This window comes from Pseudomonas sp. So3.2b (genome assembly GCF_019464415.1).
Lineage (GTDB): Bacteria > Pseudomonadota > Gammaproteobacteria > Pseudomonadales > Pseudomonadaceae > Aquipseudomonas > Aquipseudomonas shahriarae.
In genome coordinates, this window is sequence record NZ_CP080494.1 from 93,615 (window position 1) to 115,380 (window position 21,766).

At 60.6% G+C, this 21,766-nt stretch carries 20 protein-coding genes; 7 read left to right on the top strand and 13 right to left on the bottom strand.

Translation table 11 applies throughout. From position 1 onward, the window contains the following. Positions 1 to 3: 3 nt before the first annotated feature. From K1X80_RS00425 to K1X80_RS00455, 7 genes are all read right to left on the bottom strand, one after another. Positions 4 to 681, bottom strand: a complete 678-nt coding sequence (locus K1X80_RS00425; RefSeq protein ID WP_220172608.1) for a M23 family metallopeptidase — start codon at positions 679 to 681, stop codon at positions 4 to 6. A 166-nt stretch (positions 682 to 847) separates the two neighbouring features. After that, complete coding sequence (locus K1X80_RS00430; RefSeq protein WP_057961180.1) at positions 848 to 1,747, bottom strand: response regulator; 900 nt, start codon at positions 1,745 to 1,747, stop codon at positions 848 to 850. 168 nt (positions 1,748 to 1,915) lie between these two features. Next, entirely contained in the window at positions 1,916 to 2,677 is a 762-nt protein-coding gene (gene phoU / locus K1X80_RS00435; RefSeq protein ID WP_057961181.1) for a phosphate signaling complex protein PhoU, read from the bottom strand. Positions 2,678 to 2,747: 70 nt separating this feature from the next. Then, positions 2,748 to 3,581 (bottom strand): phosphate ABC transporter ATP-binding protein PstB, encoded by an 834-nt coding sequence (gene pstB, locus K1X80_RS00440; protein ID WP_029289934.1) that lies wholly within the window; start codon positions 3,579 to 3,581, stop codon positions 2,748 to 2,750. A 204-nt stretch (positions 3,582 to 3,785) separates the two neighbouring features. Then, positions 3,786 to 5,456, bottom strand: coding sequence for a phosphate ABC transporter permease PstA (gene pstA / locus K1X80_RS00445; RefSeq protein WP_220172609.1), 1,671 nt, complete (start codon positions 5,454 to 5,456; stop codon positions 3,786 to 3,788). Between the two features lie 15 nt (positions 5,457 to 5,471). After that, the gene (locus K1X80_RS00450; RefSeq protein WP_169989492.1) at positions 5,472 to 7,505 is read right to left on the bottom strand and encodes an ABC transporter permease subunit; all 2,034 of its coding nucleotides are present in this window, start codon (positions 7,503 to 7,505) and stop codon (positions 5,472 to 5,474) included. A gap of 428 nt (positions 7,506 to 7,933) precedes the next feature. Beyond that, the gene (locus K1X80_RS00455; protein ID WP_198830391.1) at positions 7,934 to 8,920 is read right to left on the bottom strand and encodes a phosphate ABC transporter substrate-binding protein PstS; all 987 of its coding nucleotides are present in this window, start codon (positions 8,918 to 8,920) and stop codon (positions 7,934 to 7,936) included. A 272-nt stretch (positions 8,921 to 9,192) separates the two neighbouring features. Between K1X80_RS00455 and K1X80_RS00460 the strand changes: the two genes are divergently transcribed. After that, positions 9,193 to 10,251 (top strand): helix-turn-helix domain-containing protein, encoded by a 1,059-nt coding sequence (locus tag K1X80_RS00460; protein ID WP_128593291.1) that lies wholly within the window; start codon positions 9,193 to 9,195, stop codon positions 10,249 to 10,251. Next, positions 10,248 to 10,751, top strand: a complete 504-nt coding sequence (locus tag K1X80_RS00465) for a DUF3368 domain-containing protein (RefSeq protein ID WP_057961186.1) — start codon at positions 10,248 to 10,250, stop codon at positions 10,749 to 10,751. The genes K1X80_RS00460 and K1X80_RS00465 overlap by 4 nt, the downstream gene beginning before the upstream one ends. Before the next feature lie 36 nt (positions 10,752 to 10,787). Here the strand turns inward: K1X80_RS00465 and K1X80_RS00470 are convergent, their stop codons facing one another. Further along, positions 10,788 to 12,068, bottom strand: coding sequence for an MFS transporter (locus K1X80_RS00470; protein ID WP_169955454.1), 1,281 nt, complete (start codon positions 12,066 to 12,068; stop codon positions 10,788 to 10,790). Positions 12,069 to 12,630: 562 nt separating this feature from the next. On the opposite strand from K1X80_RS00470, the gene K1X80_RS00475 reads away from it, so the two are divergent. Next, complete coding sequence (locus K1X80_RS00475; RefSeq protein WP_003176975.1) at positions 12,631 to 13,035, top strand: acyl-CoA thioesterase; 405 nt, start codon at positions 12,631 to 12,633, stop codon at positions 13,033 to 13,035. Between the two features lie 57 nt (positions 13,036 to 13,092). Continuing rightward, positions 13,093 to 13,980 (top strand): D-hexose-6-phosphate mutarotase, encoded by an 888-nt coding sequence (locus tag K1X80_RS00480; protein WP_128593290.1) that lies wholly within the window; start codon positions 13,093 to 13,095, stop codon positions 13,978 to 13,980. Positions 13,981 to 14,034: 54 nt separating this feature from the next. Here the strand turns inward: K1X80_RS00480 and K1X80_RS00485 are convergent, their stop codons facing one another. From K1X80_RS00485 to K1X80_RS00505, 5 genes are all read right to left on the bottom strand, one after another. Beyond that, complete coding sequence (locus K1X80_RS00485) at positions 14,035 to 14,571, bottom strand: DUF3299 domain-containing protein (protein WP_120734356.1); 537 nt, start codon at positions 14,569 to 14,571, stop codon at positions 14,035 to 14,037. Positions 14,572 to 14,649: 78 nt separating this feature from the next. Continuing rightward, positions 14,650 to 14,895, bottom strand: coding sequence for a GlsB/YeaQ/YmgE family stress response membrane protein (locus K1X80_RS00490; RefSeq protein ID WP_029289950.1), 246 nt, complete (start codon positions 14,893 to 14,895; stop codon positions 14,650 to 14,652). Positions 14,896 to 14,995: 100 nt separating this feature from the next. Further along, a complete protein-coding gene (locus K1X80_RS00495; RefSeq protein WP_057444228.1) occupies positions 14,996 to 16,081 on the bottom strand; it encodes a 5-(carboxyamino)imidazole ribonucleotide synthase in 1,086 nt (361 codons plus the stop codon). A gap of 12 nt (positions 16,082 to 16,093) precedes the next feature. Then, the gene (gene purE / locus K1X80_RS00500) at positions 16,094 to 16,585 is read right to left on the bottom strand and encodes a 5-(carboxyamino)imidazole ribonucleotide mutase (protein ID WP_057440545.1); all 492 of its coding nucleotides are present in this window, start codon (positions 16,583 to 16,585) and stop codon (positions 16,094 to 16,096) included. Between the two features lie 327 nt (positions 16,586 to 16,912). Further along, positions 16,913 to 17,821 carry a LysR substrate-binding domain-containing protein gene (locus K1X80_RS00505; protein ID WP_057440625.1) on the bottom strand — a complete coding sequence of 303 codons (909 nt, stop codon included), beginning with the start codon at positions 17,819 to 17,821 and terminating at the stop codon, positions 16,913 to 16,915. Positions 17,822 to 18,001: 180 nt separating this feature from the next. On the opposite strand from K1X80_RS00505, the gene aspA reads away from it, so the two are divergent. The 3 genes from aspA to K1X80_RS00520 all read left to right on the top strand — a co-directional run bounded on the left by aspA (position 18,002) and on the right by K1X80_RS00520 (position 21,753). After that, positions 18,002 to 19,426, top strand: a complete 1,425-nt coding sequence (aspA, locus tag K1X80_RS00510) for an aspartate ammonia-lyase (RefSeq protein WP_038444539.1) — start codon at positions 18,002 to 18,004, stop codon at positions 19,424 to 19,426. Positions 19,427 to 19,884: 458 nt separating this feature from the next. Further along, complete coding sequence (locus K1X80_RS00515; protein WP_057440627.1) at positions 19,885 to 20,721, top strand: ABC transporter ATP-binding protein; 837 nt, start codon at positions 19,885 to 19,887, stop codon at positions 20,719 to 20,721. A gap of 39 nt (positions 20,722 to 20,760) precedes the next feature. Beyond that, positions 20,761 to 21,753: an ABC transporter substrate-binding protein gene (locus tag K1X80_RS00520; protein ID WP_057961189.1), complete on the top strand. Its 993-nt coding sequence runs from the start codon at positions 20,761 to 20,763 to the stop codon at positions 21,751 to 21,753. Positions 21,754 to 21,766: the final 13 nt, after the last annotated feature.

Genomic DNA, 21,766 nt, shown 5'->3' on the forward strand with positions numbered 1-21,766 from the left:
CTCCTACAACCCCGACGCAAAGTTGGGCAAGGCCTGTACCGGCTGCGTGAACTCATACGGAATCGACACCCACCCCGCCCCCGTATCGCGCTGCACCACAAAATGCAGGTGTGGCCCGCTGCTGTTGCCGGTATTGCCCGATAGCCCCAGCAGGCTGCCCACCCCCACGCGCTGCCCGTCCCTGACGCTGACCGACCCTTGCTTGAGGTGCAGATACACGCCCTGGGTGCCGTCATCGTGCAACACCCGCACGAAGTTGCCCGAAGGGTCACTGCCGCGCCCGGCTTGGTTGTTCTCGGTCTTCACCACCAAGCCGCCCCGCGCAGCGATGATCGGCGTGCCCTCAGGCATGGCGATATCCATGGCGTAGCGACTCTTGACGTCAGAGTGACTGAACGTGCCCCCAGGGCCCTGGGTCAGGCGGAACGGACCGCCACGCCAGGGCAAGGCGTAACGCTGGAACTGGGCGGGCCGCAGGTGACGTGGCGGCTGGGGATCAAGCGCCTGGCGCTTTACCGACGCCACACGGCGCTCCTGGAAGACAAACGCCTGGGCGCCAGGAGTCTTCTGGTCGCTGAAAAACACCACGCCACGGGCATCGGTGGAACGATAGAGGGTCATGGCCAGGGTCGATGAAGCGACCGCGCACAGGCCACAAAACAACATTAAACGCACAAGCATCGGATAAACCTGCCGGGTATGACTGAACGGCAGGCTAGCAAGGATTCATGACAATGTTGTGTGGACTAACGACCCCTGTAGGAGTCGGCTTGCCTGTCACTGATGCAGCGACAGACAGACCGAGATCGCTGGCAAGCCAGCGCCCACAGGTGATCGAGGTTTTGCTTCAGGCACCCGGCACAAAATGCTTCTGCGCGGTGCCCCGGGCAATCAGCCGGGAGATGTAGTCGAGCTTCTGCGCGTCCTGGTCGATAAAGCGGAAGGTCAGTTGCAGCCAGTCGCTGTCAGGGCGCGGCTCGTAGGCGACGATGGCGTGCAGGTAGCCGTTGAGGCGTGCGGTTTCGGCGTTCTCGCCTTGTTCAAGGTCGAGCACCGCGCTTTCCAGCACTTGTGGCAGGACGTCGCCCCGGCGTACCACCAGCAGCGCCTCCTTGATGCTCAGGCCCTTGATCACACATTGCTGGGTGCCACTGGACAGGCGCAGTTGGCCCTGGCCGCGACCGCTGGCGGCCGAGGGGGCGGCGGTGGGCTGCACTGCCGGGCTGTTGAGCAAACCTTTGCTCGGCGCAGCCACCGGGGCCGGCTTGACCGCTTCGGGCTTGCCGCCGGTCAGGGCGCTGAGGGAGTCGTTGCCAAAGGCCGAGTTCATCTTGGTCGGCGCGCTGGCCAGCAAGGCGTCGAGGCGGCCGATCTTGTTCAGGGCCTGCTTGACCTTGTTCAGCAATTGCTCGTTGGTGAACGGCTTGCTGACATAACCGGAGACGCCGGCCTGGATGGCCTGGACCACGTTTTCCTTGTCGCCGCGGCTGGTGACCATGACAAACGGCATGGACTTGAGCTGAGGCTGCTCACGGCACCAGGTCAACAGTTCCAGGCCAGACATTTCCGGCATTTCCCAGTCGCACAGCACCATGTCGAAGGTTTCGCGCATCAGGATGGCCTGGGCCTTTTTGCCGTTCACCGCATCTTCAATCTTGATACCGGGGAAGTAGTTACGCAGGCACTTCTTCACCAGGTCGCGAATAAACGAGGCGTCATCCACCACCAATACACTGACTTTACTCATCGACCCTTCATCCTCTCAAAACCCCGGCAAGCAAAACGCTTAACTGATGGCATTTTGCCAAAAACTCGTCAGTCACGCCGGGACTTTACAGCCGCCCGCAGCGCAAAACTCATACGCCACAAACGCAAACGCCCGACCAGAGGTCGGGCGTTTATTTCTCGGGCAATCTTACTTATCGTCAGATTCGGCCGGAACATTAGGGATTTGATCGGCTGTGCCTTCAACTTCGGCTTTCATGCGCTTGAGGCCCATGTGCCGTACGTCGGTGCCGCGCACCAGATAAATCACCAATTCCGAGATATTGCGCGCGTGGTCGCCGATCCGCTCCAGGGAACGCAGCACCCAGATGATGCTCAACACCCGCGAGATAGAGCGCGGGTCTTCCATCATGTAGGTCGCCAGCTCACGCAGGGCGGTCTTGTACTCGCGGTCGATAATCTTGTCGTACTGGGCCACGGACAATGCCAGGTCGGCGTCAAAGCGCGCAAAGGCATCCAGCGCGTCGCGCACCATGTTGCGCACCTGGTCACCGATGTGGCGCACTTCGACGTAACCGCGTGGCGCTTCACCTTCTTCGCACAACTGGATAGCGCGACGGGCGATTTTGGTGGCTTCGTCGCCGATACGCTCGAGGTCGATCACCGACTTGGAAATGCTGATGATCAAACGCAGGTCGGACGCCGCCGGCTGGCGACGGGCGAGGATGCGCAGGCATTCCTCGTCAATGTTGCGCTCCATCTGGTTGATCTGGTCGTCGATCTCGCGCACTTGCTGGGCCAGGCCCGAGTCGGCCTCGATCAGCGCGGTGACCGCGTCGTTGACTTGCTTCTCCACCAGCCCGCCCATGGCCAGGAGGTGGCTGCGCACTTCCTCAAGCTCGGCGTTGAACTGCGCGGAGATGTGGTGGGTAAGGCCTTCTTTGCTAATCATGTTGGCGTCCTTGGAGCGTCCGGTAAGGTGCGGAGAACCGCAGCGTCAGTGCAATCAGAACCACAGCTTCCTAGCCGTAACGACCGGTGATGTAGTCTTCGGTCTGCTTCTTCGCCGGATTGGTGAACAGGGTATCGGTATCGCCGAATTCCACCAGTTTGCCCATGTACATGAACGCGGTGTAATCGGAAACCCGTGCCGCCTGTTGCATGTTGTGGGTCACGATGACGATGGTGAACTTGGACTTGAGCTCGTAGATCAGCTCTTCGACTTTCAGCGTCGAGATCGGATCGAGTGCCGAGCACGGTTCGTCGAGCAGCAGTACTTCCGGCTCCACGGCGATGGTCCGGGCAATCACCAGACGCTGCTGCTGGCCGCCGGACAGGCCGAGGGCCGATTCGTGCAGGCGGTCCTTGACCTCATCCCACAGCGCCGCGCCCTTGAGGGCCCACTCCACTGCTTCGTCGAGGATGCGCTTTTTGTTGATGCCCTGGATGCGCAGGCCATAGACCACGTTTTCGTAGATGGTCTTGGGGAACGGGTTGGGCTTCTGGAACACCATGCCCACCCGGCGACGCAGCTCGGCCACATCTTCGCCCTTGCGGTAGATGTTGCTGCCGTAGAGGTTGATCGCGCCCTCCACACGGCAACCGTCCACCAGGTCGTTCATGCGGTTGAAGGTGCGCAACAGCGTGGACTTGCCGCAGCCCGACGGGCCGATAAAGGCGGTCACGCGCTGCTTGGGGATGTTCATGCTGACGTCGAACAGCGCTTGCTTCTCACCGTAGTACAGGCTCAGGCCCGGAACTTCGATGGCCACGGTTTCTTCGGCCAGGCTCAGGCTCTGCTTGTCGCGACCCAGGGCTGACATGTTGATGCCGTGGGAATGGGTTTCATGTTGCATGGGATGCTCCCTGTGCTACCAATTCGTTTCGTTGAACCGCGGCTTCATAGTGGGCCTTGCGGTTTACCTCAAATCTGTTTCCAACTCGGTTCCCTGTGGGAGCGGGCTTACTCGCGAAAGCGTCAGGTCAGTCAACCAATCTATTACTGAGACACCGCATTCGCGAGCAAGCCCGCTCCCACATTAGGTCCGCGTTCAATTCAATCAGCTATCCAGCGCCTTGTATTTTTCGCGCAGGTGGTTACGAATCCATACCGCCGACAGGTTCAGCGTGGCGATCACCAGCACCAGCAGGAACGCGGTGGCGTACACCAGCGGGCGGGCCGCTTCGACGTTGGGGCTCTGGAAGCCGACGTCGTAGATATGGAAGCCCAGGTGCATGATCTTCTGGTCCAGGTGCAGGTACGGGTAATTGCCGTCCAGCGGCAGCGACGGCGCCAGCTTGACCACACCCACCAACATCAGCGGTGCGACTTCACCCGCGGCGCGGGCCACAGCGAGGATCATGCCGGTCATCATCGCCGGGCTGGCCATGGGCAGGACGATTTTCCACAGGGTCTCCGCCTTGGTTGCACCCAGTGCCAGGGAACCCTCACGCACGGTGCGTGGGATTCGCGCCAGGCCTTCCTCAGTGGCCACGATCACCACCGGTACCGCCAGCAGCGCCAGGGTCAGCGAAGCCCACAACAGGCCCGGCGTACCGAAGGTCGGTGCCGGCAGGGCTTCGGGGAAGAACAGGCGGTCCACCGAGCCACCCAGCACGTAGACGAAGAAGCCCAGGCCGAACACGCCGTAGACAATCGCCGGGACGCCCGCCAGGTTGTTCACCGCGATACGGATAATGCGGGTCAAGGCGTTCTGCTTGGCGTATTCACGCAGGTAGACCGCCGCCAGCACGCCGAATGGGGTCACGATCATCGCCATGATCAGGGTCATCATCACGGTGCCGAAGATCGCCGGGAAAATCCCGCCTTCGGTGTTGGCTTCCCGTGGGTCATCGCTGAGGAACTCCCAGACCTTACTGACATAGAAACCCATCTTGGTCAGGGTGCCCATGGCGTTCGGCTGGTAGGCGTGCACCACGTGGCCAATATTGATTTCCAGCTCTTTGCCGTTGGCATCGCGGGCCGTGAGGCTGTCGCGGTTGAACTGGGCGTGCAGGTCGGCCAGGCGCGCTTCAACAGCCTGGTAACGGGCATTCAGCTCGGCGCGATCGGCATCCATATCGGCCTGGGCGGTGGCGTCGAGCTTGCCGTTCAGTTCCAGCTTGCGACCTTGCAGGCGGATGCGCTCGAGGCCGGCGTTGATCGCGCCGATGTCACTCTTCTCAAGGGTCTTGAGATCGGCAGCCAGCTTGTTCACCCGCTCAACCCGCGCCTGCAGCTCTGGCCACGCAGCCTCGCCTTCGGCGATGACTTTGCCATCCTGCTTGACGTTGACCAGGGTGCCGTAGAAGTTACCCCACTCACGACGCTCGATGGCCATCAACTCGGCAGGCGTGGTCTGGTTGGTCAGCCACTCGCCGACGATCCAGGTGAAGTCATTGCCGTTCAAGTCACGGTTGCCGACCTTGATCAGCTCGCGGGTCATGAACTCCGGACCTTCGTCCGGCACCGGCAGGCCAGCGCTTTTCAGGCGCTCGCGCGGCACTTGTTCTTTCTGTACCACTTCGCCGATGACGATGTGGTTGGCCTGGCCCGGCACGCCGTAGTTGGCCTGGATCAGGTCAGCCGGCCAGAAGTGACCCAAGCCGCGCACGGCAATCACAGCCAGCAAACCAATGGTCATGATGACCGCGATGGCCACCGCGCCACCGCTGATCCAGACGCCGGGGGCGCCGCTCTTGAACCATCCATTCAGGGAGTTCTGTTTCACAGACTTCTACCTTTCTTAAAGCGACGAGTATTTCTTGCGCAGACGCTGACGGATCAGCTCGGCGAGGGTGTTCATGACGAAGGTAAACAACAGCAGTACCAGCGCCGAGAGGAACAGCACCCGGTAGTGACTGCCGCCCACTTCCGACTCGGGCATTTCCACCGCGACGTTGGCTGCGAGCGTTCGCAGGCCTTCGAACAGGTTCATCTCCATGACCGGGGTGTTACCCGTGGCCATCAGCACGATCATGGTTTCACCCACCGCACGGCCCATGCCGATCATCAGCGCCGAGAAAATCCCCGGGCTGGCGGTCAGCAATACGACGCGGGTCATGGTCTGCCAAGGCGTGGCGCCCAGGGCCAGGGAACCCAGGGTCAGGCCGCGCGGTACGCTGAACACGGCGTCTTCGGCGATGGAGTAGATGTTCGGGATCACCGCAAAACCCATGGCCAGGCCGACAACCAGGGCGTTGCGCTGGTCGTAGGTGATGCCAAGGTCGTGGGAGATCCACATGCGCATGTCGCCACCGAAGAACCAGGTTTCCAGGTACGGGCTCATGTACAACGAGAGCCAGCCCACAAACAGGATCACCGGGATCAACATCGCACTTTCCCAGCCATCGGGAACACGCAGGCGGATCGACTCAGGCAGGCGACTGAAAGCAAAACCCGCCACCAGGATGCCAATCGGCAACAACATCAGCAGGCTGAAAATCCCCGGCAGGTGCCCTTCGACATACGGCGCCAGGAACAGGCCGGCGAAGAAGCCGAGGATCACCGTCGGCATCGCTTCCATCAGCTCGATCACCGGCTTGACCTTGCGGCGCAGGCTCGGGGCCATGAAGTAGGCGGTGTAGATCGCCGCGGCAATGGCCAGTGGTGCAGCCAGCAACATGGCGTAGAACGCGGCCTTTAGCGTACCGAAGGTCAGCGGCGCGAGGCTCATCTTGGGTTCGAAGTCGCTGTTGGCGGCGGTCGATTGCCAGACGTATTTAGGTTCGTCGTAGTTTTCGTACCAGACCTTGCTCCACAACGCGCTCCAGGACACTTCCGGGTGCGGGTTGTCGAGGGACAACGGCTGCAGCTTGCCGCCGGCTTCGACGAGCACGCGGTTGGCCCGTGGCGACATGCCGAAGATGCCTTGGCCTTCTACCACCGGGTCCACCAGCAGGGTGCGATGCGCGGTGCTGTGGAACACACCGAAGTTGCCGGAGGCATCCAGGGCGGTAAAGCCTTTGCGACGCTCTTCAGCGGTGATTTCCACCACCGGTGTGCTGCCCATCTGGAACGTGCGGATCTGCTTGAGGTGTTGCTCGCCATCCGGGTCGCGGGCCATGAACCACTGGGCCAGGCCGCCCTTGGAGTCGCCGACGATCAGCGAGATACCGCCCACCAGCTGGGTGCTGGCGGTGATTTCGGCGCTGCCATCTTCCAACAACTTGTATCGACCGTTGAGGCTGTTGTCGCGCAGGCTGAACACATCGGCCAGGGCGCGACCGTTGATCACATACAGCCATTGCTGGCGCGGATCGACGAAGATCGCTTTCACAGGCTCAGTCATTTGCGGCAAGTCGATGCGCTTCTGCTCGCTGACCACTTCGCCGGTCATCATGTTTTCTTCGCGGCTCACCGACAGCACGTTCAGGTGCGAGCCAGAGGAGCCGGCAATGACCAGCGAGGTCTCGGTGGCGTTGAGGGCCACATGCTCCAGCGGACGACCGGCCTCATCGAGCACCATCGGCGCTTCGCCGTAGGGGTATTCGATTTCCGGCGAAATGGTCTTCTTACCGTCCGGGTAGGACACTTTATAAGTGTGGCGGAACACCAGGGACTGGCCGTTGGACAGACCGAGGATCACCAGCGGGCTGCCCGGCTGGTCTTCACCGATGGACACCACACTGGCGCCGGCCGGCAGGGCCAGGTCGACCCGTTTGAGCTCAGCGCCGGTGTCGACAGTGAAGAACAATGCCTGGCCCTTGTCGGAAACCCGCATGGCGACCTGGTTCTGTTCTTCCAGCGAGATCAGCAACGGCTTGCCGGCATCCTGCATCCAGGCAGGCGTCAGGGCCTCGTCCTTGGTCAGGCTGGCACCCTGGAACAGCGGCCCGACCACGTAGGCCAGGAAGAAGAAAATCAGGGTGATAGCGCCGAGGACGGCGAGACCGCCGACCAGCACGTACCAACGGGTCAGGCGGTCCTTGAGCGCGCGGATGCGGCGCTTGCGTTGCAGCTCAGGCGTATTGAAGTCAATGCGCTTGGGAGGAGAAGTCGTCGTCATGGTGGAATTGGCCAGATCATTCATGCGCACACCCTAGCGATCCTGTATGACAGAAAGATGACAATGCAGTGACGCAAGAAATCCGCCGCGTAGCAGGGCTGGCAGCGGACCGAAAAATTAGGGGTGTAGGCCGGCTTGTTGTGGGAGCGGGCAAGCCCGCTCCCACACAAGAGCATGCATCTACACCAGGTAGTACAGGCTTATTTGCCTTCTTGCAGACCCAGCTCAGCCAATGCCTTGGCGGCAACTTTGGCTGGCAGTGGGATGTAGCCGTCTTTGACTACAACTTCCTGGCCCTGTTTGGACAGAACCAGTTTCACGAACTCGGCTTCCAGCGGGGCCAGAGGCTTGTTCGGGGCTTTGTTGATGTACACGTAGAGGAAGCGCGACAGCGGGTACTTGCCGTTCAGGGTGTTCTCTTCGGTGTCTTCGACGAACTCGCCGCCTTCTTTCTTGGCCAGGGCCACGGTTTTCACGCTGGCGGTCTTGTAGCCGATGCCCGAGTAACCGATGCCGTTCAGCGAGGAGCTGATGGACTGCACGACCGAAGCCGAACCTGGCTGTTCGTTGACATTGGGCTTGTAGTCACCTTTGCACAGGGCTTCTTCCTTGAAGTAGCCGTAGGTGCCGGATACCGAGTTACGACCGAACAGTTGCACCGGCTTGTTGGCCAGGTCACCGGTCACACCCAGGTCGCCCCAGGTCTTGACGTCAGCCTTGGCACCGCACAGACGAGTCGACGAGAACACGGCGTCAACCTGGGCCATGGTCAGGTGCTTGATCGGGTTGTCCTTGTGTACGAACACAGCCAGGGCGTCCACGGCCACCGGGATAGCAGTCGGCTTGTAGCCGTACTTCTGCTCGAAAGCCTGCAGTTCGTTGTCCTTCATCTTGCGGCTCATCGGGCCCAGGTTAGCGGTGCCTTCGGTGAGTGCAGGCGGCGCGGTGGAAGAACCGGCGGCTTGAATCTGGATGTTGACGTTCGGGTATTCTTTTTTGTAGTTCTCGGCCCACAGGGTCATCAGGTTGGCCAGGGTGTCGGAACCGACGCTGGACAAGTTGCCCGATACACCAGTGGTTTTGGTATAAGCCGGAATTGCCGGGTCAACACCAGCGGCCACCGCGTGGGCAGTCGCAACGCCAGCAGCGACAAAAGTCATTGCCGCCATCAAACGCTTCAGTTTCATGCCTTACTCCTAGCAGATAGGGATAGTTGGATCGGGGCCAAGTATCGGTAGGCCGTGTGAACACTCTATGTCTGGAATATGACAATTAGATGAAAGGCCAGTATTGAGCGAAAGGTCGCCCGGAATTTTCCGACAGATCTTTAGGGTTTCCTCTAGGAACCGCACTGACTAACCTCCGCACGTCGCTGCCAATGACACGACGTAACCAGAGGCCCCCTTAGGTTGACAAAAAATAAGCAAAGCATAGTCTTGTCAACCTAAGGAGACCTCACATGATCAATGACCGAATTCGCCGCGCAAGGTTGTTGCGTGGTATGTCGCTGGAAGCACTGGCACTCAGTCTCGGCGACATCACCAAGCAAGGCCTGAGCAAGTATGAAAAAGGCTTGAGTACTCCGAACTCCCAGCGTCTTCTGCAATTGGCCAGGGCGCTGGAGGTGAGCCCGGAGTATTTTTTCCGCCCTGAAGCCCTGCCACTTGCGCCGCTGGAGTTCCGCAAGCTGGCGAAGATGCCTCAATACCGCCAGGTACAGGTCGAGGAACAGGTTCGTGAACACCTGGAGCGATACATAGCCCTAGAGGAGTGCTTCGATCCGCTGGATATCCAGACCGCCAGAACGCCGCCACAGATGTTGTCCGTTACCTCTATAGAGGAGGCCGAATGGGCGGCCGAGGAGCTGCGCAAATATTGGGGCATCGGCGCAGACCCAATCGCCCATCTGACTGAGCAACTTGAGGAGCACGGTATCAAAGTGGTGATGCTCAACGGCCCGGATGATTTCGAGGGAGCCTGTGCCGCCACCCATGATGGCGAACATGTGCTGATAGCTCTGAACGCCCAAAGACCAGGCGAGCGCATTCGCTTTACCGCCGCTCATGAGTTGGGACACTGGGTGATGCAGCTACCCGATGAGATGTCCGAACGCGATAAAGAACACTGCTGTCACCGCTTCGCGGGGGCTTTTCTTTATCCAGCCAAAAGTGTCACCGGAGATTTCGGGAGCCATCAACGCTCACGCGTCCACCCTCGCGAACTCTTGATTGCCAAACGCCAGTATGGACTCTCGATGCATGCGGCGCTCCGTCGGTTGAAGGACCTCAATCTGCTGGGAGAAAGTGGCTACAAATCCCTGACCATTCAGTTCAGCAGCAATGGCTGGCGCAAGGCAGAACCCGAGCAGTTGCCGTGCAAGCCGCCTCAGCGTTTCGAATCGCTGGTGTTCTGGGGCCTGGCGGAGGGCTTGATCACCAAGTCACGGGCAGCTGAGTTACTGCGTCGCCCAGTGAAGGCTCTAGACCCCAATTTTCTGGGCTCACTGGAGAGTGCATGAGCCTGATCTATATCAGCGATACCAATATCTGGATTGATTTCAGAAACGCGGGATTGCTGGAGCATATGTTCAGGCTACCTTTCACGCTCTGCTGCACTGATTTCGTCATGCACGAACTCGAGGACTTCGCTCATGATGAACTGCTCGCCCAAGGGCTGGTGGTCGAGTCATTTGACGAGCGAGGTGTACAAAAACTCTGGGCGCTCAAAATTGCACACAACAACAGCGCCTTGGCTGACGTCTCCTGCTACCTGCTGGCACAGATAACCGGAAGACCACTGCTCACAGGAGATGGGAAGCTCCGTCGCCAGGCTATCCAGGACGGGCTGCAAGTACATGGTGCACTGTGGCTACTCGACCTTATGGTCGAGCATCAAGTCATCAGCTCTGGCGACGCAGCGACGGCGCTAGACACCATGTTAGCGGGAGGCTCTCGCTTGCCCGTATCAGAATGCCAAGCCCGACTGTCTACCTGGCGTCCGAACCTTCCTGAGTTTTGATCAGCACATCCATGTGCATCAGTAAGCCCGAGGCGTTTACCGCCCGCGTTTCCACAGGTAGGCACCCACCAGCATCCCCATCGTGCAGATCACGGCGACGTAGTACGCCGGGCCCATCGGGCTTTCTTTCATCAGCAGCGACACCACCAACGGCGTCAGACCACCGAACACCGCGTAGGCAACGTTGTAGGAAAACGACAGGCCGCTGAAGCGCACCACCGGTGGGAAGGCCTTGACCATCACGTAGGGCACCACGCCGACCACGCCGACGAACAGGCCGGTAAGGGTGTACAGCGGGAACAACCAGTTTGGGTGGTCCAGCAGGCTGTGATACAGCGTCCACGAGGTCGCGAGCAGCAACGCGCAACCGGCGATCAGCACGCGCCCGGCGCCGAAGCGGTCAGCCAGTGCGCCGGAGAGGATGCAGCCCAGGCTCAGGGTGACGATCGCCAGGCTGTTGGCCTGCAACGAGACTGTCGGGCTGAAGTGGTAGATGGTCTGCAGCACGGTCGGGGTCATCAGGATCACAACGACAATGCCGGCCGACAGCAGCCAGGTCAGCAGCATCGACAGCACGATGGCGCCACGGTGGTCACGCAGGACCGCACGCAATGGCAGCTCGGCGGCCAGGGTCTTGCGCTGCTGCATTTCGGCGAAGATCGGGGTTTCGTGCAGCCAGCGGCGCAGGTACACCGAGAACAGGCCGAACACACCGCCCAACAGGAACGGGATCCGCCAGGCGTAGTCCGACACTTGCTCCGGGGTGTAGATCGTGTTGATCGCGGTGGCCACCAGCGAACCCAGGAGGATCCCGGCGGTCAGGCCGCTGGTCAGGGTGCCGCAGGCATAGCCGATATGGCGTGGCGGTACATGTTCAGAAACAAAAACCCACGCGCCCGGCACTTCTCCACCAATCGCCGCGCCCTGGATCACGCGCATCAGCAACAACAGGATCGGGGCCCACAGGCCGATCTGCGCGTAGGTCGGCAACAGACCCATGATCAGGGTCGGCACCGCCATCATGAAGATGCTCAGGGTGAACATCTTCTTGCGCCCCAGCAGGTCACCGAAGTGCGCCATGATGATCCCGCCCAGCGGCCGCGCCAGGTAGCCGGCGGCGAAGATGCCGAAGGTCTGCATCAGGCGCAGCCATTCGGGCATGTCGGCGGGGAAAAACAGTTTCCCGACCACAGTGGCGAAGAACACGAAGATGATGAAGTCGTAGAACTCCAGCGCGCCCCCCAGGGCGGACAGCGACAGGGTTTTGTAGTCGTTGCGGTTCAGCGGTCGTGCGGGCGGCGCAATGCTTGAAGGCACTGTGGTCATGGCAAGGCTTCTCTTATTAGGTCAGATCAGGAATCCGCAACAGTGCTGGTTTGGCCTGGCAGGTCCGGCAAGATAACAAATTGCCCGCAAAAGCACAGTCTAAACACCTGCACAGCGACTGGCGTCGACTCGCAAAGTCACCACCTTGCAAGGCCCGCCTATTCCCTCTTCGAATTATTATCGGGGACCGAAAACGCCAGCAAATACTGGAGCGCAGAGTTCAAAAGGCACAATGGTCAAACCCCTCAAGTTGCATGACTGTTTTGGCCATTTCCTTGACGCCTGTAAAGCCGTGCAGATAGATGTACAAAATCAGGGCCGGACGGTCGTCGCGCAGGCTATCGACCGATATACTGCCCACCTTGCACCGGCATATCCGTGGAAGTTGCGCGAAAACGTCGTTGGCACCGGCCAGCCGATTTCGCAGAGTTTCCCTTCAGGCGCCTTTCGAAAAACGTGACGAACGTAGTATGTTCGGGGCTGAATCGTTTTTCCAAGACGGCTATTCACCGATTACATAGTCCAAGAGTCACGGGTCAGAGGCACCCCCGGCATGATCGAACTCGAACAAGAAGATCCTATCCCGCAAGGCGATCTCGCCCTGCAAATCACCGCACTCCCCCGTGAAACCAACGGTTTCGGCGATATTTTCGGCGGCTGGCTGGTGGCGCAGATGGACCTGGCTGGCACGGCAATGGCCAGCAAGGTCGCCGGTGGTCGCGTGGCTACCGTCGCCATTGACCGCATGGCCTTCCTGGTTCCGGTGGCAGTGGGCGCGCAGCTGTCCTTCTACACCCAGGCCCTGGAAATCGGCCGCAGCTCGATCCAGATGATGGTCGAAGTGTGGAGCGATGACCCGCTGTCCAGCGAATGGCGCAAAGTCACCGAGGCGGTGTTTGTGTTCGTCGCCATTGATGGCAGCGGTCGCACTCGCTCGGTTCCGTCGCGGGCGCGTTAAACCTCGCGGCGGTTTGGCGGTCCATTGCCCCATTGCCTGTCACTAAGAGAGCCTTGTATGCCTACGCCCCACCTTGAAACCGTGAAAATGGATGAGCTGGACTGCTGGCGCATCCGCCACAACGGCGCCGAAGTGCTGGTGGCCCAACAAGGCGCGCACATCTTCAGCTACCAGCCCGCGGGCGCCAAGCCGGTGATCTGGCCCAACGACCAGGCCGTATTCAAGGCTGGCAAAGGTATCCGTACGGGTGTGCCGGTGTGCTGGCCGTGGTTTGGTGTGTTTGACCGCAACCCGCAAAGCGTCAAGGCGATGCGCCAGAGTGATCAGCCGGCCGGCGCCCATGGTTTCGCGCGCACGGCCATCTGGACCTTGGCCGGCGTCGAAGACAATCGGGTTGAGCTGGTATTGCCGGCACCTGCTGGCGGCTTCCCGGATTGGCCGCATCAGGTCGATCTGAAAATGAGCATCCTGCTCGACGAGCAACTGCATATCCGCCTGACCAGCCACAACCGTGGCACCGACACCGTGACCATCAGCCAGGCGCTGCACAGCTACTTCGCAGTCAGCGACGTGCGCAAGGTGCAGGTCGAAGGCCTGGACGGATTGGACTATATCGATACCGCCGACGGCTGGGTGACCAAGCAACAGGCCGGCGCACTGCACTTCGCTGCAGAGACCGATCGTATCTACCTCGATACTCCAGCTCAATTGAACATCGTCGATCAAGACTGGCAACGCCGGATCCAGCTCACCAGCGAAGGGTCCAAATCGACCGTGATCTGGAACCCTTGGACCGAACGGGCCAAGGCTTTCGATGATATGGCCGACGATGGCTGGCAGGGCATGCTGTGCATCGAGACGGCGAACGTGCTGGACGATGTGGTGGCATTGGCACCGGGTGCTAGTCACACCATGGGTGTGAGCATCGCCAGCCTGCCCCTGTAAACCCAATCGAATGTGGGAGCAGGCTTGCTCCCACAAGGGGATTTTTGGCGCCGGTTACAGGTCCGATTCCTGCACCACCCGCACCCCCCCCGCATCCAGCGCATACGCTGCATCCGCCAGGTCGTTGTTGACCGTCTCCACCTTCAACGTGCCAGTGACCCACAACGGCGTGTAGATATCGTCCAGCTTCAAGCCTTTGGGATAGCGCACCAGCACCAGTTGATTGGGCGGCGGCGGCGGTACGTGAATGCAGGCGCCCGGGTAAGGCACCAGGAAAAACAGGGTGCTGCGGCCCTTGGCATCGGTTTCCAATGGCACCGGATAACCGCCAAGACGGATGTGCTTGCCGTTCATGGCGGCCACGGTCTTGGTCGAATACATCACCGCCGGCAAGCCCTTGCTCTGTTTCAGGCCACCCTTTTCGGTAAAGGTGCCCAGGGCTTCTGGGGAGTTGTGGTCGATATCCGGCATTTGTTCGAGAGCCTTCTGGTCCGACTCGGGCATCAGTTCCAGCCAGTCGGTTTCCGTAAGCTCAGCGGCGTGGGCCAGGCTTGAACCCAGCAAAAGGACAGTCAACAGAAGGCGGCGCATGAAGGGGCTCGGCAAATAAGAACAGTGCCGGCATTCTAGCCCTCTGCGCCTGCGCAGCGCAGAGGGCTTGTCGCTAAATTACTTCTTTTTCAGCAGACCGTAGATCACCAGCAACACAATGGCACCCACCAGCGCGCCAATGAAACCTGCACCCTGACCTGCCTGGTAGATACCCAGGGCCTGACCGCCATAGGTCGCCGCCAGGGAGCCGGCGATACCCAGCAGGATGGTCATGATCCAGCCCATACTGTCGTCGCCTGGTTTCAGGAAACGCGCCAGCAGGCCGACGATCAAACCGATAAAGATGGTCCCAATGATACCCATGGCATTTCCCTCTGAATGAAAGTTAGCTGAAGCCTAGTCAGACTTTGGCGTCCTGCAATCAGAGGATGGCGGTCACCAATGGTTCCCGCCAGCCCGTGGGTTATTGCGCGGCGATCAGCGCCTGGACCTTGGCGATCTGCGCGTCGAGTGTCGCGCGGTCCTTGCAACGCAGATTGGCGTGGCCGACCTTGCGCCCGGCCTTGAACGCCTTGCCGTAGTGATGCAGGTGGCAGTCATCAATCGCAATGACCTGCTCTACCGGCGGCACCACGCCAATGAAGTTGAGCATCGCGCTCTCGCCCACCTTGGCCGTGGAACCCAGTGGCAAGCCCGCTACCGCCCGCAGGTGGTTTTCGAACTGGCTGCACTCGGCACCTTCGGTGGTCCAGTGCCCGGAGTTATGCACGCGCGGGGCAATTTCGTTGGCCTTGAGGCCACCGTCGACTTCAAAGAACTCGAATGCCATCACGCCGACATAATCCAGTTGCTTGAGCACTCGGCTGGAATAGTCTTCGGCCAGGGCCTGCAACGGGTGGTCGGTGCTGGCCACGGACAGCTTGAGGATGCCGCTGTCGTGGGTGTTGTGCACCAACGGGTAGAAGCGCGTTTCGCCATCACGGGCGCGCACGGCCACCAGCGAGACTTCGCCGGTGAACGGCACGAAGCCTTCCAGCAGGCAGGCGACGCTGCCCAGTTCGGCGAACGTGCCGACCACATCGGCTTCGGTACGCAGGACTTTCTGGCCCTTGCCGTCATAACCCAGGGTGCGGGTTTTCAGCACCGCCGGCAGGCCGATGCTGGCGACCGCCGCATCCAGGTCCGCCTGGGACTGGATGTCGGCGAAGGCCGGAGTCGGAATGCCCAAGTCCTTGAACATGCTCTTTTCGAACCAGCGGTCACGGGCGATGCGTAGCGCTTCAGCGCTCGGGTACACCGGGACGAATTGCGACAGAAACGCCACGGTTTCGGCTGGCACGCTTTCGAATTCGAAGGTCACCAGATCGACTTCATCGGCCAATTGGCGCAAGTGGTCCGGGTCGCTGTAGTCCGCCCGCAGGTGTTCGCCCAGGGCCGCCGCACAGGCGTCCGGCGCCGGATCAAGAAACGCGAAGTTCATCCCCAGCGGCGTACCCGCCAAGGCCAGCATGCGACCCAGTTGGCCGCCACCGATTACACCGATTTTCATCAATCAACAACCTCAGGCGATGCGTGGGTCTGGATTGTCCAGGACGCTGTCAGTCTGTTCGGCGCGGAATTTCTTCAGGGCCGCGTGGAACTGTGGATGCTTGGCGCCCAGGATACTGGCCGACAGCAATGCCGCGTTGATCGCGCCGGCCTTGCCAATCGCCAGGGTGGCCACCGGAATCCCGGCGGGCATCTGCACGATGGACAGCAGCGAATCCACACCCGAGAGCATCGACGACTGCACCGGCACGCCGAGCACCGGCAAGTGGGTCTTGGCCGCACACATGCCCGGCAGGTGGGCTGCGCCACCGGCACCGGCGATAATCACCTCGATGCCACGGGATTCTGCTTCATCGGCATACTGGAACAGCAAGTCCGGCGTGCGGTGGGCGGAAACCACCTTCACTTCAAACGGAATGCCGAGTTTTTCCAGCATATCGGCGGTGTGGCTAAGGGTGGACCAATCGGACTTGGAGCCCATGATCACGCCAACCAATGCACTCATCGTCGTGCCTCTTCTCTCTGGGCGCCCGCAGGCGCGTCAAAAAACAACAAGCCACGCGGGAAATCCGGCGTGGCTTGTTGTACGAATTAAGGCCGGTTGGACCGGCCGAAGGCCGCGCAGTATACCGTAATAATGCAGATAAACAGCCCCTGTGCCGACCATCTGTCTTACGCTTCAAACCTGCGGTTTTATTGACTTTAGAGTCAGCGAAAACACCCCGAAATACTCTGGGAGCTGGCTTGCCTGCAATGTCGGCTGATACACCGCTATCGCAGCATAGGTATCTACACAACTCTCTATCTAGTGCTTATTGAGTTTGTGTTGGGCTCAGCTATTCTGCGCCGCCCCACCTTCCAGCTTGCGCCACAGCAATCGCACGTTCGCCTTGCGCACCAACGCACAGCGATACAGGCGAATCTCCAGCGGCACATGCCACTGCGGCCCGCCACACACCACCAGCTCGCCCCGGGCCAGTTCGGCGCGCACGCTCAACTGTGGCACCCAGGCAATCCCCAACCCTTCCAGGGCCATGCTTTTCAGGCTGTCGGCCATGGCGGTTTCATACACCGTGGTAAAGCGCAGCGCGCGCTGGCGCAACAGCAGGTTCACCGAACGGCCGAGGAACGCCCCGGCGCTGTAGGCCAGCAGCGGCACACTGCCCTCGCCTTCCAGGTCGAACAACGGCTTGCCATCGGCATCGGCGGCGCACACCGGGAGCATTTCAGTGTTGCCCAAGTGCAGTGACGGGAAAATCTCCGGATCCATTTGCATGGCTGCGTCCGGGTCGTAGAACGCCAACATCAGGTCGCAGCCGCCTTCGCGCAGGGCATGCACCGCATCGCCGACGTTGGTGGCCACCAGGCGCGTGGCGATGTTCAGCCCTTCGTTGCGCAATTGCGCGATCCAGCGTGGGAAAAAACCCAGCGCCAGGGAGTGCGCTGCCGCCACTTGCATGACTTCGCCCTGGCCGCCTTCAAGGTGATGCAAATGCCGCAGCACTTCACCCAGTTGCTCGACCACCGTGCGCGCCGTGACCAAAAACAACTGCCCCGCCGCCGTCAGCTCGACGGGCGTGCGCGAGCGGTTGACCAGGGTCAGTCCCAGGGCCGCCTCAAGGCTGCGGATGCGTCGACTGAAGGCCGGCTGGGTGACAAAGCGCCGCTCCGCCGCCTGGGAGAAGCTGCGCGTGGCCGCCAGGGCGCTAAAGTCTTCCAGCCATTTGCTTTCAAGGTTCATCTGATTCTCCAGGGCATGCACCATTTTGGCACACACGCCCGCCATGATAACCGGGTCACATCAACATTATGCCGTTTGTGCATAGGCCAGCGCTTAATAGCATTGGCCCAAAAATTTCCACAAGCCTAGCATTCACAGCGTTCCGGCCTAGCCCGGGTCCATATCGAGATGATTTCCGTCATGTCCTCTGCTGCATCATTCCGTACAGAAAAAGACCTGCTTGGCGTACTCGAAGTACCTGCCCAAGCGTACTACGGCATCCAGACCCTGCGAGCGGTGAACAACTTCCGTCTCTCCGGCGTTCCGATTTCGCATTACCCGAAATTGGTGGTCGGTCTGGCAATGGTCAAGCAAGCCGCCGCTGATGCCAACCGCGAGTTGGGCCAGCTCAGCGAAGCCAAGCACGCTGCCATCAGCGAAGCCTGTGCCCGCCTGATCCGCGGCGACTTCCACGAAGAGTTCGTGGTGGACATGATTCAAGGCGGCGCTGGCACTTCAACCAACATGAATGCCAACGAAGTCATCGCCAACATCGCGTTGGAGGCCATGGGCCACAACAAGGGCGAATACCAATACCTGCACCCCAACAACGACGTGAACATGGCGCAGTCGACCAACGACGCCTATCCGACCGCGATCCGCCTGGGTCTGCTGTTGGGCCATGACGCGCTGCTGGCCAGCCTCGACAGCCTGATCCAGGCGTTCGCCGCCAAAGGTGTCGAGTTCGGCCACGTTCTGAAAATGGGCCGCACCCAACTGCAAGACGCCGTGCCGATGACCCTCGGCCAGGAGTTCCGCGCCTTCGCCACGACCCTGGGTGAAGACCTGGCACGCCTCAAGACCCTGGCTCCGGAGCTGCTGACCGAAGTCAACCTGGGCGGCACCGCCATCGGTACCGGCATCAACGCCGACCCGCGCTACCAGGCCCTGGCCGTGCAACGCCTGGCCACCATCAGCGGCCAGCCGCTGGTACCGGCGGCCGACCTGATCGAAGCCACCTCCGACATGGGCGCGTTCGTGCTGTTCTCCGGCATGCTCAAGCGTACCGCGGTGAAGCTGTCGAAGATCTGCAACGACCTGCGCCTGCTGTCCAGCGGCCCACGTACCGGGATCAACGAGATCAATCTGCCAGCGCGTCAGCCAGGCAGCTCGATCATGCCCGGCAAGGTCAACCCGGTCATCCCGGAAGCCGTGAACCAGGTGGCCTTCCAGGTCATCGGTAACGACCTGGCCCTGACCATGGCGGCCGAAGGCGGCCAACTGCAACTGAACGTGATGGAGCCGCTGATCGCTTTCAAGATCTTCGACTCGATCCGCCTGCTGCAACGCGCCATGGACATGCTGCGCGAACACTGCATCGTCGGCATCACCGCCAACGAAGCACGCTGCCGCGAACTGGTGGAGCACTCCATCGGCCTGGTCACCGCGCTGAACCCGTACATCGGCTATGAAAACGCCACCCGCATCGCCCGTATCGCCCTTGAAAGCGGCCGTGGCGTGCTGGAACTGGTGCGCGAAGAAGGCTTGCTCGACGACGCCATGCTCGACGACATCCTGCGCCCGGAAAACATGATTGCCCCGCGTCTGGTGCCTTTGAAGGCCTGAACGCATGTAGCACCGCTCACCAGGTTGAGGGACTAGACACCTCTCACCCTTTTGAGGGCTTGAAGATTTCGATCTTCAGGCCCTTTTTTTTTGCTTTTTTAACGCCTGCCCCCTGAGCGAGTTGGCTCGCTCCCACTAACACCTATATAGAAGCGCGCAACTGCGTTTTATATATAAAACAAATAAGCCGTTTATTAACTTCCCCGCGTTACCTGAAAAAGCACCGACCTCTCGCAACTTCCCATTACATGCCCGAACAGTGTGCAAATTCGTGCCATATAAGAACCAACGTTTCATATATGAAACGTCAAACTTTCAATTACTTAACCCCAAGTCATTCATATAAAAGGACATTTACTAAAAACCTGTAGGAAATAAACCCCTGGCATTGTTCATGCACTAAACGGCGTATCACCTATAAAACAGACCAGAGTACCTTCCTGATGGCTGTGAAAGAGATGTACGCCGTGACGCCCCAATGGAATAACCAAGCTCTCAGGGAAGAGCTGGAGCCGACTGAAATTGAATTTCGCAATGTCGGTAAATGTTTCCCGGCCAAGGGTAAAGCGGACGCGCCCTTCGCCATTCGCGAGGTGAACTTCAAGATTCGCCGGGGTGAAGTGGTGTCGATCATCGGCCCTTCCGGTTGCGGCAAGAGCACCATCCTGAACATGGGCTCGGGCCTGTACCGCCCCAGCGAAGGTGAAGTGTTCGTCGGTGGCGAGCCGGTCACCGGGCCGGTGCCGCAGGTCGCGTTCATGCTGCAGAAGGACCTGCTGATGCCCTGGCGCAGCATCCGCCGCAACGTCGAACTGGGCCTGGAAATCCAGGGCGTGCCTGCCGCCACCCGGCAGAAGGTGGCCCTGGACCTGCTCGACCGCTGCCACCTCAATGGCTACGCCGATCACTACCCGTTCCAGCTCTCCGGTGGCATGCGCCAGCGCGCCGCCCTGGCCCGCACCCTGGCCATCGACCCGCAGGTGCTGTTCCTCGACGAGCCGTTCTCGGCCCTCGATGCCCAGACCAAGATGATCCTGCAACAGGACATGGCACGGATGCTCTTCGACGAGAAGAAAACCGCGCTGTTCATCACCCACGACCTGATCGAAGGCATCGCCATGTCCGACCGCTTGCTGGTCATGAGCGCCCGCCCCGGCACGATCATCGAAGAAATCAGCATCGACCTGCCGTTTCGCGACAACCCCCTGGAGCGCCGCAAGCTGCCGGAAATCGGCCCGCTGGTAGGCCGCCTGATGGAGTTGCTCCAGGTCGGTGCCGACACCGAACTGCACTGATCACCGCCCTTGCGGCGCCCAACCGATTCCGGAGTCCCCATGCTCAAGTCTCTGTTTCAACGTCTTTGCGCCCTCAGCCTGGGCCTCGGTGTGGCCTGTGCCGCCCAGGCGCAGCCGACCAAGGTCACCTACCTGCTGCCGGCGCCGCCCAACTCGCCCGCGTTCGCACCGTGGATCATCGCCAAGGAAAAGGGCTACTACACGGCCCAGGACCTGGACCTGACGTTCATCGCCGCCAAAGGTGGCGTGGACGTGGCCAAGCAGATCGGCGCCGGTAACGCGTTGATCGGCGGGGCCATCGGTGACACGCCTATCGTGGTGCGGGCCAATGGCATCCCGGTACGCGCCGTGGCGGTGCTGGGCGATGGCGGCGTGACGATGATCGCCACCAACGCCAAGGACAACATCAACCGCATCAGCGACCTCAAGGGCAAGACCATGACGGTGATGTCGTACTCCGACACCACCTACTACGCCCTGCTTGCTTCGCTGCGCAAAGCCGGGCTGGGCAAGAACGACGTGAACATCCAGGCCGCCGGCCCCGCCGGCGTCTGGCAGTTGTTCTCCGCCAACAAGGCCCAGGCCATGGCCGGGGTGCCGGACTGGGTGATCAATGCCGAGGAAGCCGGGGTGCAGATCAAGTTGATCCCCCAGGACCAGATCTTCGAAAGCATGGCCCAGGCGATTCTCGCTTCCGACGACGCCATCAAGAACCAGCCCAAGCTCGTGCGTGGCGTGGTCCAGGGCACCCTGCAAGGCATGCGCGACATCATCCAGGACCCGCGCGCCGCTGCCGTGACCTTCGCCAAGGCGGTACCGGCGTATGCCGGCAAGGAGGACTCGCTGGAGAAGATCTTCAAGCTCTACGTCGAACACGTCTACGCCAAGCAGGCCGTGCTCGGGCACATCGATCCGCAGCACCTGGACAAGGTCCTGCAGTTCTATGTCAGCGAAGGCATCGTCACCCAGGCGACCCCGCTTGAAGACCTCTTCACCAACCAGTTCGTCGACAGCCCGGTCGCCGCACAGTGAACCACCGGGACAT

Excerpts from the sequence above, each read along its gene's own strand:
- K1X80_RS00425 (WP_220172608.1), bottom strand. The coding sequence starts at position 681 with ATGCTTGTGCGTTTAATGTTGTTTTGTGGCCTGTGCGCGGTCGCTTCA.
- K1X80_RS00430 (WP_057961180.1), bottom strand. The coding sequence starts at position 1,747 with ATGAGTAAAGTCAGTGTATTGGTGGTGGATGACGCCTCGTTTATTCGC.
- phoU (WP_057961181.1), bottom strand. The coding sequence starts at position 2,677 with ATGATTAGCAAAGAAGGCCTTACCCACCACATCTCCGCGCAGTTCAAC.
- pstB (WP_029289934.1), bottom strand. The coding sequence starts at position 3,581 with ATGCAACATGAAACCCATTCCCACGGCATCAACATGTCAGCCCTGGGT.
- K1X80_RS00450 (WP_169989492.1), bottom strand. The coding sequence starts at position 7,505 with ATGCAGGATGCCGGCAAGCCGTTGCTGATCTCGCTGGAAGAACAGAAC.
- K1X80_RS00455 (WP_198830391.1), bottom strand. The coding sequence starts at position 8,920 with ATGAAACTGAAGCGTTTGATGGCGGCAATGACTTTTGTCGCTGCTGGC.
- K1X80_RS00460 (WP_128593291.1), top strand. The coding sequence starts at position 9,193 with ATGATCAATGACCGAATTCGCCGCGCAAGGTTGTTGCGTGGTATGTCG.
- K1X80_RS00465 (WP_057961186.1), top strand. The coding sequence starts at position 10,248 with ATGAGCCTGATCTATATCAGCGATACCAATATCTGGATTGATTTCAGA.
- K1X80_RS00475 (WP_003176975.1), top strand. The coding sequence starts at position 12,631 with ATGATCGAACTCGAACAAGAAGATCCTATCCCGCAAGGCGATCTCGCC.
- K1X80_RS00480 (WP_128593290.1), top strand. The coding sequence starts at position 13,093 with ATGCCTACGCCCCACCTTGAAACCGTGAAAATGGATGAGCTGGACTGC.
- K1X80_RS00485 (WP_120734356.1), bottom strand. The coding sequence starts at position 14,571 with ATGCGCCGCCTTCTGTTGACTGTCCTTTTGCTGGGTTCAAGCCTGGCC.
- K1X80_RS00490 (WP_029289950.1), bottom strand. The coding sequence starts at position 14,895 with ATGGGTATCATTGGGACCATCTTTATCGGTTTGATCGTCGGCCTGCTG.
- K1X80_RS00495 (WP_057444228.1), bottom strand. The coding sequence starts at position 16,081 with ATGAAAATCGGTGTAATCGGTGGCGGCCAACTGGGTCGCATGCTGGCC.
- purE (WP_057440545.1), bottom strand. The coding sequence starts at position 16,585 with ATGAGTGCATTGGTTGGCGTGATCATGGGCTCCAAGTCCGATTGGTCC.
- K1X80_RS00505 (WP_057440625.1), bottom strand. The coding sequence starts at position 17,821 with ATGAACCTTGAAAGCAAATGGCTGGAAGACTTTAGCGCCCTGGCGGCC.
- aspA (WP_038444539.1), top strand. The coding sequence starts at position 18,002 with ATGTCCTCTGCTGCATCATTCCGTACAGAAAAAGACCTGCTTGGCGTA.
- K1X80_RS00515 (WP_057440627.1), top strand. The coding sequence starts at position 19,885 with ATGTACGCCGTGACGCCCCAATGGAATAACCAAGCTCTCAGGGAAGAG.
- K1X80_RS00520 (WP_057961189.1), top strand. The coding sequence starts at position 20,761 with ATGCTCAAGTCTCTGTTTCAACGTCTTTGCGCCCTCAGCCTGGGCCTC.